At 69.8% G+C, this 13278-nt stretch carries 12 protein-coding genes; 5 read left to right on the forward strand and 7 right to left on the reverse strand.

The window, feature by feature from the left end; translation table 11 throughout:
• The first annotated feature begins 32 nt into the window (after positions 1-32).
• Together E3O65_RS06135 and E3O65_RS06140 are read left to right on the forward strand one after the other, a co-directional pair.
• A complete protein-coding gene (locus tag E3O65_RS06135) occupies positions 33-392 on the forward strand; it encodes a YidH family protein (RefSeq protein ID WP_134362856.1) in 360 nt (119 codons plus the stop codon).
• Positions 389-736 (forward strand): DUF202 domain-containing protein, encoded by a 348-nt coding sequence (locus tag E3O65_RS06140; protein ID WP_241985841.1) that lies wholly within the window; start codon positions 389-391, stop codon positions 734-736. Before E3O65_RS06135 ends, E3O65_RS06140 begins: the two co-directional genes overlap by 4 nt.
• Positions 737-758: 22 nt before the next feature.
• Here E3O65_RS06140 and E3O65_RS06145 read toward each other — a convergent pair whose 3' ends face one another.
• Entirely contained in the window at positions 759-1151 is a 393-nt protein-coding gene (locus E3O65_RS06145; protein WP_134362857.1) for a TraR/DksA family transcriptional regulator, read from the reverse strand.
• 178 nt (positions 1152-1329) lie between these two features.
• Positions 1330-2922 (reverse strand): molybdopterin-dependent oxidoreductase, encoded by a 1593-nt coding sequence (locus tag E3O65_RS06150; RefSeq protein WP_134362858.1) that lies wholly within the window; start codon positions 2920-2922, stop codon positions 1330-1332.
• 235 nt (positions 2923-3157) lie between these two features.
• Here E3O65_RS06150 and E3O65_RS06155 point away from each other — a divergent pair, with 235 nt between their 5' ends.
• Both E3O65_RS06155 and E3O65_RS06160 read left to right on the forward strand, forming a co-directional pair.
• Complete coding sequence (locus E3O65_RS06155) at positions 3158-5677, forward strand: DEAD/DEAH box helicase (RefSeq protein ID WP_134362859.1); 2520 nt, start codon at positions 3158-3160, stop codon at positions 5675-5677.
• Positions 5678-5734: 57 nt separating this feature from the next.
• Positions 5735-6784 (forward strand): Gfo/Idh/MocA family protein, encoded by a 1050-nt coding sequence (locus E3O65_RS06160; RefSeq protein WP_134362860.1) that lies wholly within the window; start codon positions 5735-5737, stop codon positions 6782-6784.
• 74 nt (positions 6785-6858) lie between these two features.
• On the opposite strand, the gene E3O65_RS06165 is transcribed toward E3O65_RS06160, so the two are convergent.
• The 4 genes from E3O65_RS06165 to E3O65_RS06180 all read right to left on the reverse strand — a co-directional run bounded on the left by E3O65_RS06165 (position 6859) and on the right by E3O65_RS06180 (position 10793).
• A complete protein-coding gene (locus tag E3O65_RS06165) occupies positions 6859-7344 on the reverse strand; it encodes a LysM peptidoglycan-binding domain-containing protein (protein ID WP_134362861.1) in 486 nt (161 codons plus the stop codon).
• Between the two features lie 105 nt (positions 7345-7449).
• A complete protein-coding gene (locus tag E3O65_RS06170) occupies positions 7450-8823 on the reverse strand; it encodes an L-serine ammonia-lyase (RefSeq protein ID WP_134362862.1) in 1374 nt (457 codons plus the stop codon).
• A 42-nt stretch (positions 8824-8865) separates the two neighbouring features.
• The gene (locus E3O65_RS06175; protein WP_241985852.1) at positions 8866-9357 is read right to left on the reverse strand and encodes a CoA-binding protein; all 492 of its coding nucleotides are present in this window, start codon (positions 9355-9357) and stop codon (positions 8866-8868) included.
• Between the two features lie 143 nt (positions 9358-9500).
• Positions 9501-10793, reverse strand: coding sequence for an O-acetylhomoserine aminocarboxypropyltransferase/cysteine synthase family protein (locus tag E3O65_RS06180; RefSeq protein ID WP_134362864.1), 1293 nt, complete (start codon positions 10791-10793; stop codon positions 9501-9503).
• A 118-nt stretch (positions 10794-10911) separates the two neighbouring features.
• On the opposite strand from E3O65_RS06180, the gene E3O65_RS06185 reads away from it, so the two are divergent.
• A complete protein-coding gene (locus tag E3O65_RS06185) occupies positions 10912-12087 on the forward strand; it encodes an FAD-dependent oxidoreductase (RefSeq protein WP_134362865.1) in 1176 nt (391 codons plus the stop codon).
• A gap of 162 nt (positions 12088-12249) precedes the next feature.
• On the opposite strand, the gene E3O65_RS06190 is transcribed toward E3O65_RS06185, so the two are convergent.
• The gene (locus tag E3O65_RS06190; RefSeq protein ID WP_134362866.1) at positions 12250-13242 is read right to left on the reverse strand and encodes a YeiH family protein; all 993 of its coding nucleotides are present in this window, start codon (positions 13240-13242) and stop codon (positions 12250-12252) included.
• Positions 13243-13278 lie beyond the last annotated feature (36 nt).

Below are 13278 nucleotides of genomic sequence, written 5' to 3' on the forward strand. Positions count from 1 at the left end.
GTGCCGGGATTCGGCCGGGAGAGGACTGTTCCGTGGCAGCTGAGCGTTATCCGCACTCGGTCTATCGGCGCGGCGAGGAACCGGACGCCCGGTTCAGCCTCGCCAATGAGCGCACCTTCCTGGCCTGGATCCGCACCTCGCTGGCGCTCATCGCCGCCGGCGTCGCGCTCGAGGCGCTGCAGTTCCCTGCGCAGGCCGGTCTGCGCTTCTCCGCGGCCGGGTTGTTCGTCGCTCTCGGGCTGATCGCATCGGTGCACGCCTGGATCAGTTGGATGCGCACCGAACGGGCCATGCGCGAGAACCGGCCACTGCCGGCGCCGGCCTTCACCGGTCTGCTCGCGGTCGGCCTTCTGGCCGCCGGACTCCTGGTCGCCGTCGGAATGATCTGGTGACCGTGGAGCATCCGTTCGACCCGGGCCTGCAGCCCGAACGGACCTTGCTCGCCTGGCAGCGCACGGTGCTCGCCCTGGCCGTGGGTGCAATCGTGGGGATGCGCCTGACGGCACCCGCATTCGGCGGTGTCGCCACCGTGGCCGGGCTGATCGGCCTGACGCTGACCCTGGCCGCGTACGTGGGCGTTCGGTTCCGCTACCGACGCGCGCATGCCGCCCTTCAGGCCCGGGCGGCTCTTCCGGAGTCGGGCGCGTGGCCCTTGGCCGCGTTGGCGGCTGGGGCCGTGTCCCTGGGCGTTCTCGGACTGGCCTACCTTGGTGAGGGCATCCGTCTCGCACTGTGAGCGGCTGCGTGGCCGGCGCCGGTCAGGCCCGGTGCTGGGATTCCAGTTCGCGGGCACAGTCGATGCACAGCTCGGCAGCTGGACGGGCTTCCAGGCGTTCCCGCCCGATCGGTTCTCCGCGGCGGGTGCAGGATCCGTAGCCACCGTCCGTGATGCGGGCGAGCGCCCGGTCGATGGCCCCGGATGCGGCCTCCAGGTCGCTGTGCACCCCCGAGATGCGAGACCATTCCATCGTCAGGTTGGGGCCCTCGGGGTCGTGCTCGTCGTCGGCCGTGCCGCTGTTGCGGGCCTCGATCACGTCGTCCAGGGTGGTCCCGATGCGGCCGAGGGCCACATCGAGCTCGTGCCGATGGCCGCGCAGAAGCTTCTCGAAGTGCCGCAGGTCGGCGGCAGTGAGTTTCGTCTGGGTGGGCATGTGCGCCTACTCCGCTGCCCGGGCGCGACGCGAGCCGTTGGGTCGGCGTGTCGAAACGAAATTCCGGTGCATGATTCCCGTCCTCTCAAGCTGGGGTGGCGATGCGCAGGCACGCTGCGTGGTGTGCTGACGAGAATACGCTCGCGCCGGTCTGCTGTCGCGGGGCAGGGGCCGCGCCCTAGACAACCGAGATCGCGATATCGTGCAGCCCGGTGGCGCCGTCGGGGATCACGTCCCGCCGCACGGCGGTCTGCACCTGGCCCGTGGCATCCGTCGTCCGTACCCGCAGGGTGTGCTGCCCGGCCGAGGCTGGCCAGACCCAGCTCCACTGCCGCCAGGTGTCGGCCGAGATCGCCTCGGCCAGGGCAGCCTCATTCCAGTCGCCGTCGTCGACCTGCACTTGCACGGCACGGATGCCCACGTGCTGCGACCACGCGACGCCCGCCACGGTCACCGGTCCGGCGGGTACCTCGGTGCCGCGCCGTGGCACGTCGATGCGGGAGGAGAGCTTGATCGGTCCGCGCTCGGTCCAGCCGCGGTTGGTCCAGTAGGCGGTCTCTCGGTCGAAGCGGGTGACGGTGAGCTCGACCACCCATTTCGTGGCCGAGACGTAGCCGTAGAGCCCGGGCACGACCATGCGCACCGGGTAGCCGTGCTCGAGCGGGAGCGGCTTGCCGTTCATGCCCACCGCGAGGATGGCGTTGCGGTCGTCGGTGAGCACCTCGAGCGGGGTGCTGGCCGTCCAGCCGTCCTCGCTGCGGGAGAGCACCATGTCGGCCCCTGCGAGAGGCCTCGCCTCTGCGAGCAGCAGTCGGATCGGGTAGCCCAGCCAGGTCGCGTTGCCGATCAGGTCGCCACCGACCTCGTTCGACACGCAGGTGAGGGTCGTCGTGCTCTCCTCGAGGGGCAGCGCGAGCAGGTCGGCGAAGTCGATTTCGATGTCCCTCTCAACCATGCCGGTGATCTTCAGCGTCCAGGTGCCTGGGTCGATCCGGGGCACCCGCAGGGCCGTGTCGATGCGGTAGAACTCGGCGTTCGGGGTGATCAGGGGGGCGAGGCCGGGCACGTCGAGTGACGCCCCGGCGGGGATCGGGGCGCCGGGCACGGCCGCGACTGGCAGCGTGAAGCGGGCACGCGCGGCATCCGTGGCCCGGACCCCGGCGGAGATCAGCTGCCCGCCGGCCGCGGCCAGCAGGCCCAGGCCGGCGCTCGCTCCAGCCCAGGCCAGGAAGCGACGGCGGTCCGGAGCGGATGCCGTAGCGCCCGCAGGCGTGCGGCGCAGCCGGGCGACCAGGACCGTGAGCAGCACGGCCGAGACGACCATCGCCAGCACCGCGGGCAGCGCGTCGACGACAGAGGTGTTCTGCCGGGACAGCACCGCGACGACGGCGAGAGCGCCGGCGGCAGCCACGATCACCCGGCCGATCGGGGGACGCCGCAGCTCCAGCACGCCCGCGGCAGCGGCCAGGAACACGGCTCCGAGGATGACGCAGACCACAAGCACGGCCTTGTCACCGGTGCCGAACAGGGCGATGACCAGCTCCTTCAACCAGGCAGGCGCCAGGTCGACGACCAGCGCGCCGACGGTGAGGACGGGGCTGCCTGCCGGGGCCAGCAGCGCGGCGGTCAGTTCGCCCGCGCCGAGGCCGGCGAGGGCCGCGGACACTCCAGCCGTCGCCGCACGACCGAGCTCGGCCGGGGCGGACCGGACCGGCCGGGCGGCCGGGGTCGGCGGGGGAGGAGTGAATGAGGACACGTCGCTGCTGGCCATCCCGTCAGCTTAGATTCGTGGCCTGTGAGTCCGACAGCCCCGTGGCGACCCTGGACGACCCGGCCTCGGAGGGACCATAGTCTGTGGTCCAACCTGAAGACCGCCGGGGCAATCAGCGAGGCCGATTTCTCTGCGACGCAGGCCACGCCGCTCGGAATCTGATTCGCCGCCGCCGTTCGCCGGGTCGCCGGTCGCGGAGCGGACGCCCAGTGGAATAGGGCAGGATCGAAGGATCATGGCAACTCTCTCCGCTCTCCCGCACGTCACCGATCCCGATGTGCTGTTCGAGGCCTTTGAAACGTGGGCGGGGGAGACGGGACTGACGCTCTACCCCGCGCAGGAAGAGGCCCTGATCGAGATCGTCTCCGGGGCGAACCTGATCCTGAGCACCCCCACCGGCACGGGCAAATCGCTCGTGGCCGTCGGCGCGCATTTCGCGGCGCTCTCGGCCGGCAAGCGCAGCTTCTACACCGCGCCGATCAAGGCTCTCGTCAGCGAGAAGTTCTTCGCGCTGGTGGAGATCTTCGGTGCCGAGAACGTGGGCATGATGACCGGGGATTCCTCGGTCAACTCCGACGCCCCGATCATCTGCTGCACGGCCGAGATCCTCGCCAACCTCGCTCTGCGGAACGGCGAGGACACCCCCGTGGACCAGGTCGTGATGGACGAGTTCCACTTCTACGGCGACCCCGACCGCGGCTGGGCCTGGCAGGTGCCGCTGCTGCTCCTGCCTGGGGTGCAGTTCATCCTCATGTCCGCGACCCTCGGCGACGTCACGTTCATCGCCGACGACCTCACGCGTCGCACCCGACGGCCCACTGCGGTCGTCACGGGCGTGGAGCGTCCGGTTCCGCTGCACTACTACTACGAGACCACTCCCGTGCACGAGACCGTGGAGGAACTGCTGAAGACCGGGCAGGCTCCCATCTACATCGTGCACTTCGCCCAGGCGGCCGCCCTCGAGCGGGCCCAGGCGCTCAGCAGCGTCAAAGTCGCCACCAAGGAGCAGAAGGAGGCGATCGCCGAACTGATCGGCGAGTTCCGCTTCACCACGAGCTTCGGCAAGACCCTTTCCCGGCTGATCCGGATGGGTATCGGCGTGCACCACGCCGGCATGCTACCCAAGTACCGTCGCCTGGTGGAACAGCTCGCCCAGCGCGGCCTGCTCCGCGTCATCTGCGGCACCGACACCCTCGGCGTGGGCATCAACGTGCCCATCCGCACGGTGCTCTTCACCGCCCTCACCAAGTACGACGGCGTCAAGATGCGTCAGCTCAACGCCCGCGAATTTCACCAGATCGCGGGTCGGGCAGGCCGGGCCGGCTTCGACACGGCCGGCACGGTGGTCATCCAGGCGCCCGACCACGAGACCGACAACCTCAAGGCCATCGAGAAGGCCGGCGACGACCCCAAGAAGAAGCGCAAGATCATCCGGAAGAAGGCACCCGAGGGCTTCGTCTCCTGGGGTGAGCCCTCGTTCCAGCGGCTCGTGGCGGCCGAACCGGAAACCATGCAGTCGAGCATGCAGATGACCGCGGCCATGCTGATCAACGTGATCGGCCGCGGCGGCGACGCCTTCGCCCACGTCTACGACCTCATCTTCGACAACCACGAACCGTGGAAGCGCCAGCTGGCGCACGCCCGGCGTGCGTTGGGGATCTACAAGACGCTGCGAGCGGCGGGGATCGTGGAGCAGAGCGCGAATGGGGACATCCGTTTGACGGTTGACCTGCAACCGAACTTCGCCCTCAACCAGCCGTTGTCGCCGTTCGCGCTCGCCGCGTTCGACCTGCTCGACGCCGACCCTGACGTGGCCGGTCCGGGCAGCGGCCACTACGCCCTCGACATGATCTCCATCGTCGAGGCCACCCTCGACGACCCGCGCCCGGTGCTGATGGGCCAGCAGTTCGCGGCCCGCGGCGAGGCCGTGAACGCCATGAAGCGTGAGGGCATCGAGTACGACGAGCGAATGGCGCTGCTCGAGGAGGTCACCTGGCCGAAGCCGCTCGAAGAGCTGTTGGAATACACCTTCGCCACGTACAGGGAATCCCAGCCATGGATTGCGGACTTCGAGCTCAGCCCGAAGACGGTGGTGCGGGACATGTACGAACGGGCCATGTCCTTCGGCGAGTTCGTTGCCTTCTACAAGCTCGCCCGCAGCGAGGGTGTCGTGCTGCGCTACCTCTCGGACGCCTATCGGGCCGCACGGCAGACTATCCCCGACGACGCCAAGACGGAGGACCTGCTCGACCTGATCGAATGGCTGGGCGAGCTGGTGCGCCAGGTCGACTCGAGCCTGCTCGACGAGTGGGAGGAGCTCATCCACCCGGACCTCGCCGTGCACGAAGCCGGGGCGCAGTCGGTGCTGCCGCCTGCACCGCGTCGCCTGACCACCAATACGCGCGCGTTCCGGATCCTGGTGCGCAATGAACTTTTCCGGCGGGTGCAGCTGGCCGCGCTCGAGAACTACGACGCGCTGGGCGAACTCGACCGGGAGCATGGCTTCCACGCGGATGCCTGGGGCGACGCCATGGACGGCTACTACGCCGAGCACGATGAGCTGCTGACCGGGGCCGACGCCCGCAGCGCGAACCTGATCATCCTGGACGAGGGCGCATCCGTCTGGAACGTGCGGCAGATCTTCGACGATCCCGCGGGAGACCACGACTGGGGTATCAGCGCCACGGTCGACCTGGCCGACTCCGACGAGTTGGGCGCCGCCGTAGTGCGGGTCACCGGGGTGAACCGGCTGTAGGAAGACGGGCGCTGTCGGCTGCCGGGTGGAGAGTGGCGGCGGGAGTACCGTGGGAGCATGACGCAGTCGCCAGCATCCGTCGCCCCCATCCGCACCGGCCTGATTGGGTTCGGCACGTCCGGGCGCGTCTTCCACAGCCCGCTCCTCGCCGCGAACCCCGAGTTCTCGCTGGAGATGATCGTGACCCGGGATCCCGTGCGGCGGGAGGTGGCCGCCGAGCGGCACCCCGGCGTGCGCCTGGTTTCGAGCGCGGACGACGTATTCGCCGCCGTCGACGACCTGGACCTGGTCGTCATCGGGTCACCGTCGGGGACCCACGTGAAGCTGGCGCATGCCGCCCTCGACGCCGGGCTCGCCGTGGTCGTCGACAAACCGTTCGCGGTGAAGGCCAGGGACGGCCGGGACCTGATCGAGAAGGCCGAGCGTCTCGGCCTGCTCTTCACCGTGTTCCAGAACCGGCGCTGGGACGGGGACTTCCTCACGCTCCGGGCGCTGCTCGCCACGGGCGCCCTGGGTGAGGTGCGCCGGTTCGAGTCGCGGTTCGAATGGTGGAAGCCGGAGCAGACCAAGGCGTGGAAGGTCGGCGCGACCATCGAGCAGGGCGGCGGCGTGCTCTTCGATCTCGGCGCCCACCTGATCGACCAGGCCCTGCAGTTGTTCGGCCCGGTCGATGACGTGTATGCCGAGACCGTCACCCGGCGTCAGGGCGGCGTGGCAGACGATGACACCTTCGTCGCGCTGCACCACGGATCGGGGGTGCGCTCCCACCTGTGGATGAACGGGATCGCTGCCCAGGTCGGCCCGCGCTTCCACGTGCTCGGCTCCGAATCCGGCTACACCAAATGGGGACTCGATGGCCAAGAGACGGCCCTCGCGGCGGGCGCTCAGCCGACCGACCCTGGATTCGGCGTCGATCCGGAGACCGCCTGGGGTGTGCTCGGAAGGGACGGTGCGCTGACCCGGGTGCCCGCCGAGCGAGGCAACTACGCGGCGTTCTACACAGGCCTCGCCGATTCGATCCTGCGCGGGGCTCCGGTTCCGGTCGACCCGCGCGAGTCGCTGCGCACGATCGCCCTGATCGAGCGCATCAACCTGCTGACGCATTAGCTGGGTAGGTCCTCCCGGCCCTGCCGTCGCGGCGCGCTCGGGGCGAAGACTCGGGGACCGTGCCGTCGGCCGCGCTACCTGGTGGTGGTCCAGTCGAGGTTGATCAGGTCCCGGATGTAGATGTCCTCGCCCAGGCCCGACACCGACGGGTTCATCCGTAGCAGCTGCTGCACAGGCAGGTCGAACCGCTGCGCGATGGCGAAGAAGTCGTCACCCTCCAGCACGGTATAGCTGAGCGGGGCGCCCGCGCCGTCCGTGACCGGAGCGCCGGTGGCCCCCGCGGTGGCACCGAGGTCGATGGCCGGGCCATCGGGCAGAGGCTCGACCGGAACGGCTTCGGCATTTGGCGTGATGGTCGGATTCGGCACGACCGCGGCATCGGGCGACGACGTGGGCGTCGGCGTCGGCGTTGCGGTCGGCGTCGGCGTAGCCGTGACGGTCGCGGTAACCGTCGGCCCAGGGGCGGGGGAACAGCCCGTCAGTGCGATCGAGAGCGCGAGAAGGGCGCCCACCCTGGCCCAGGCGCGGAAGCGATCGGAAGTCGGTCGCGCAGAATCCATCGGATGTCCCCTCGAAATGGCGCTCGATTCCCCCCGAGCCTATGCTGCCAGTTTAGGGTCCGGCACCACGGTCAGCATCCGGTCAGGGTCACCGCCGGATTAAGATCAGCATTCGATCACGTTGACAGCGAGGCCACCCTCGCTCGTCTCCTTGTACTTGGTCGACATGTCCAAGCCGGTCTGGCGCATGGTTTCGATCACGGCGTCGAGGGAGACGAGGTGCGTGCCGTCGCCGTGCAGGGCCAGCCGGGCCGCCGACACTGCGGTCGACGAGGCGATGGCGTTGCGCTCGATGCAGGGCACCTGCACGAGCCCGCCGACGGGGTCGCAGGTGAGGCCCAGGTGGTGCTCCATTGCGATCTCGGCGGCATTCTCCACCTGCCGCGGCGTGCCGCCGAGCACGGCGCAGAGGGCGCCGGCTGCCATCGCGCAGGCGGAGCCGACCTCGGCCTGGCAGCCGCCCTCCGCCCCGGAGATGGAGGCGTTGGCTTTGACGAGCGAACCGATGGCGACGGCGGTGAGTAGATAGCGACGGATGCCCGCGGCATCCGCTCCGGGTACGAAGCGCAGGTAGTAGTGGCCGACCGCGGGGATGATGCCGGCCGCGCCGTTGGTGGGGGCGGTGACCACGCGGCCTCCGGCGGCGTTCTCCTCGTTGACGGCAAGGGCGAAGGCGTGCAACCACTCGGTCGAGGTGTCGCGTTCGCGCAGCGGCAACCGGTCATATTCCTCAAGCTGCATGCGTATGGCGGCGGCGCGGCGCTTGACGCGGAGGCCGCCGGGGAGGGTGCCAGTGGCCGCGAGCCCGGCCTCCACGCAGACGTGCATGGCGTCCCAGATAGCGTCGAGGCCGGCGTCGAGCGCCGCGGCCCCGTGAATCGCCTCCTCGTTGGCGCGGGCGATGTCGCAGATGGCGACGTCGTCGAGATCGCAGAGGGCGAGGAGTTCGGCGCTGGAGGAATACTGCCTCGGCTGCGGTGCGCACCGGCCGGGGCCGATCGGGTCGCCGTCGCGGCGGATGAAACCGCCGCCGATCGAGTACCAGGTCTCTTCCAGCAGGGGGAGGCCGTCGTGGCCCCAGGCCGTCAGCGTTAGCGCATTCGGGTGACCGGGCAGCCGGGTGCGTGCCTCGAAGGCGACATCGTCCTTGCGGACCGGGATGGGATGGCTGCCGCCGAGCAGGAGCACGGCGTCGTCCGCCAGGCCGGACCAGGCAGAGCGCACGGCATCCGGGTCGCAGGTCTCGGGGCGCAGCCCGGCGAGGCCGGCCAGGACCGCGTCGGGTGTGCCGTGCCCGAGCCCGGTGGAGCCGAGCGACCCGTAGAGCGAGCAGCTGATCCGGGCCACGTCGGAGAGTCGACCGCCGTCGCGGAGGTGGTCGGCGAAGGTGAGCGCCGCCCGCATCGGGCCGACCGTGTGGGAGCTGGAGGGGCCGATTCCGATGGAGAAGAGGTCGAGTGCCGACACATACGCAGTCATCGCACCATCGTAACCGTGCCCCGGTGCTACACCGGGGCACGGTCAGCGGATGGTCTTGCGCGCCGTGATCTGGCCGGTGTCGAACCCGAGGAGGTGCAGCCCGCCGTGGAACCGGGCGTGCTCGATCTTGATACAGCGGTCCATCACCACGGTGAGGCCCTGCGATTCACCGTACTCGGCGGCCGCCTGGTTCCAGATTCCCAGCTGCACCCAGACGGTGGGGGCACCAATGGCGAGAACCTCGTCGATCACGGCTGGAATGTCGCCGGCCCGGCGGAAGACGTCGACGATGTCGGGCACCTCGGGCAGCGACGCGAGGCTCGGGTAGGCCGTTTCGCCGAGGATGGTCTTCGCGTTCGGGTTGACGAAGTACACCCGGTAGTCGCTCGACTGCTGCAGGTAGGTGCCCACGAAATAGCTGGAGCGGGCCGGATTCGGCGACGCGCCGACGATGGCGATCGACTTCGCCGCCCGTAGGATCTTCAACCGGGCCTTGGCGTCGGGGCCTTCCCAGGTGCGCTGAGATTTCAGCAGCTTCGCGAGGGGGGAACCGGTGGGAACCGAGCAGCTGAGCCCGTTGGCGAGGTGCACGGTGTCGTGTGCGGCGGCATCCGTGGCCGGGGTGGTGTCGGAGGTGGTGTCGGAGGTGGTGTCGGCGCTCCGGTGCTGCTGCCCGCTCATTCGGTGCCCGCAATCCGGCCGAGGGCCTGGTCGAGATCGTAGATGATGTCCTCGACGTCTTCGATGCCCACGCTGATCCGCACGAGGCCGGGCAATACCCCGGCGTCGACGAGCTGTGACTCGTTCAGCTGTGCGTGGGTAGTGGAGGCCGGGTGGATGACCAACGTCTTGGCGTCGCCGATGTTGGCGAGGTGACTGGCCAGATCGACCGATTCAATGAAGGTGCGACCGGCGTCGCGGCCGCCCCTCACGCCGAAGCTGAAGACAGAGCCGGGACCCTTCGGCAGGTATTTGAGGCCGCGCTGGTAGTGCGGATGGGCGGGCAGCCCGGCCCAGTTGACGAAGTCGATCCTCGGGTCAGCGTCGAGCCATTCGGCCACGACGCGTGCGTTGTCCACGTGCGCCTGCATGCGGAACGGCAGCGTCTCGACGCCCTGCGCGAGCAGGAACGCGGAGTGCGGGGAGAGAGCCGGCCCGATGTCGCGCAGCTGCTCGGCGCGCAGCCGGGTGAGGAAGGCGTACTCGCCGAAGTTGCCGGCCCACTCGAGGCCGCCGTAGCTGGGCACCGGCTCGCCGAAGAGCGGGAACTTGTCGCTGTGCCAGTCGAAGCGTCCGCTCTCGACGACGACTCCACCGAGCGTGGTGCCGTGCCCGCCGAGGAATTTGGTGGCGGAGTGGATCACGATGTCGGCGCCCCACTCGATGGGCCGGGTCAGGTAGGGCGTGGCGATGGTCGAGTCGATCACCAGGGGGATCCCGGCCGCGTGGGCGACGGCGGCGAGCCCCTCGATGTCGGCGACCTCGCCGGACGGGTTGGCCACCGTCTCGGCGAAGATCAACTTGGTCTTCTCGGTGATCGCGGCGGCGTAGTCGGCCGGATCCGCGCTCCGCACGAACGTCGTCTCGACCCCGAAACGGCGCAGGGTCACGTCGAGTTGGGTGATCGAGCCGCCGTAGAGGTTCGCGCTGGAGACGATGTGGTCGCCTGAGCCGGCGAGGCTGGCGAAGGTGATGTACTGCGCGGAGAGGCCGCTGGCGGTGGCGACGGCGCCGAGTCCGCCCTCGAGACTGGCCACGCGTTCCTCGAATGCCGCCACGGTCGGGTTCGAGAGGCGGGAGTAGACGTTGCCGTACTTCTGTAGGGCGAACCGGGCCGCGGCATCCCTCGTGTCATCAAAGACGAACGCGCTGGTCTGGTAGATCGGCAGGGCCCGCGCGCCGGTGACGGCGTCGGGGATGTTGCCTGCGTGGATTGCCCGGGTCTTGAAACCGTACTCGCGATCTGCCATGGCCTTACGTTAGCGAGGATCGACGCGGGTTCCGGGCGCTCGCGTAACAGTGTGAAACGGATGCCGCCCGGGCCGGGGCGATGCCCCGCGGGTGACAGTCGTCAGGCAGGATGGTGGCATGGAAGAGAGCATGGAGACGGTCGTCATTGGCGGCGGGGCAATGGGGTCGGCGACGGCCTGGCAGCTGGCGCGACGGGGCCGACCGGTCACCGTGCTGGAACGCTTCACGCCCGGGCACGCCAACGGTGCCTCGCACGGTGCCTCCCGGAATTTCAACACCGCCTACGCGGAACCCACGTACGTGAGCATGCTCGCCGAAGCGCTGCCGCTCTGGCGCGAGCTTGAGGTCGAGACGGCGAGCCGGCTGCTCCGCCAGGTCGGGGTCGTCAACCACGGGCCGAATCCGTCGTTCGACCGGGTGGCGGCGGCGCTGTCCCAGGCGGGCCTGGGCGCCGAGTTCCTCGCGCCGGAGGCCGCGGCCGAACGCTGGCCGGGCATCCGTTTCGACGGTCGGGTGCTGTTCGCGCCCGACGCCGGCCGGGTGAACGCGGATGCCGCGGTGACCGCCCTGCAGACCGCGGCGACCGCCGCCGGGGCCGACGTGCGGCACGGCATCCGTGTGCTGCGACTCGAGGTGCAGGGTGACGACCGGGTGCGCGTGACCCACGAGACCGGCACGATCATTGCCCGGCGAGCCGTCGTCACGGTCGGCGCGTGGACCAGCGGTCTGCTGGCCGGGGTGGTTCCGGTGCCGCGACTCACGGTGACGCAGGAACAGCCCGCACACTTCGCCCTGCGCGACGCCTCCCCGGCGGCCGCCGCGCGCGCGGAGACGGAGTGGCCCGGCTTCAATCACACGCCCGCGCGGTCCGACCTGCGCTACGGCTACTGGTATTCGCCCGTCTACGGCATGTACACGCCCGGCCAGGGGATCAAGGCCGGCTGGCACGGCGTGGGCCCCGGCACCGACCCGGATGCGCGCAGTTTCGCGCCCGAGCCCGTTCAGCTGGCCGCATTGGCGCGATATGTGCGCGAGTGGCTGCCCGGCGCCGACCCCGACGTGCCGGACCCAGTCAGCTGCACCTACACGACCACGGTCGACGAGGACTTCGTGCTTGACCGGGTCGGCCCGGTGATCGTGGGTGCCGGCTTCAGCGGCCACGGCTTCAAGTTCACGCCCGCGGTCGGGCGCATCCTGGCCGACCTGGCCACGGATGCCGCCGCCGCGCCGCCTCTGTTCGCCCTGAACCGGAGGCCGAACGCCGCTGCCGGTGGCTGGCTCTCCCGCCGCTGAGCGCCGCCTCGCTCGAGCGCCGCCTCCCTGTCCGGCGTCGAACCAATTCGACGGAGATTTTGGCCCCAGAGCCCGACTCCGGACTGTTTCGGGCCGATTTCGGCTGAATCTCCGTCGAATTCGTTCTGGGCTGAGCAGCGGTTGAGACTGGCCGTGTGTTGCTTAGGGCAGCTGCACGGCGGCGAAGGAGAGGGTGGCGATCAGCGTCCAGGAGATCAGCCCCACGAGGAGGGCCTTGCCCCCGGTGCGCAGGATGGAACTGAGGTTCACGGCTGCGCCGAGCCCGAAGAGCGCTATCGCGAGCAGGTAGGTCTGCACGGTGTCCACACCGATCAGAACAGTCCCGGGCACGGGCACGAACGTGCGCACGAGCACGGCGACCAGGAAGCCGCCTACGAACAACGGCACGAGCGGCGGGCGGGTGGCAGGGGCGTCTGTCACCGTGGAGATACCAGACTCACGGCGACGCTCACCGACGGCGACGACGGCGACGATGGGCGCAAGCAGCAGCACCCGGGTGAGCTTGACGACCACGGCCACGGCCAGTGCGGCGGGCCCGGCGATCTGAGCGGTGGCGACCACCTGCCCGACGTCGTGCACTCCCGCGCCAACCCAGTGCCCGAATTGCAGGTCGGTCAGGCCCAACGGATGCCACAGCACCGGCAGCACTGCGATGGCCAGCGTTCCGCAGAGGGTGACCAGGGCGATCGGGGTCGCCGTGTCGGCATCCTTCGCCTTGACCACCCCGCTCATCGCGCCGATCGCGGACGCCCCGCAGATCGAGAACCCGGTGGCGATCAGGATCGGTTGGCGTCCTGGCAGGCGAAGGGCGCGTCCGAGCCAGTAGGTGCCGACGAAGGTGAGCATTACGATCAGCACGGTGCCGAGGATGGTCACCCAGCCCAGGCCCAGGATGTCCACCAGGCTCAGCTTCAGTCCGAGCAACACGATGCCGATGCGCATTATCCGGCTGGCGGCGAGTGACAGGCCCGGGGCGAGGACACCTGTCATCGCCCGGCGGGCGACCGGGAGATTGCCGGCGACGATTCCAAAGGCGACCGCGAGGGTGAGCAGCGGCAGCGCGGGGAAGAACGTGTGCACGGTTCCGGCGAGCAGCGCGGCGGCGGCCGCGACCAGCACACCGGGCAGCCACATTGCGCCAAGCTTACGGCCATCCTCACCGGGGGTGGG

The sequence above is a fragment of the Cryobacterium breve genome, assembly GCF_004402375.1.
In the GTDB taxonomy this organism is placed as follows: Bacteria; Actinomycetota; Actinomycetes; order Actinomycetales; family Microbacteriaceae; genus Cryobacterium; species Cryobacterium breve.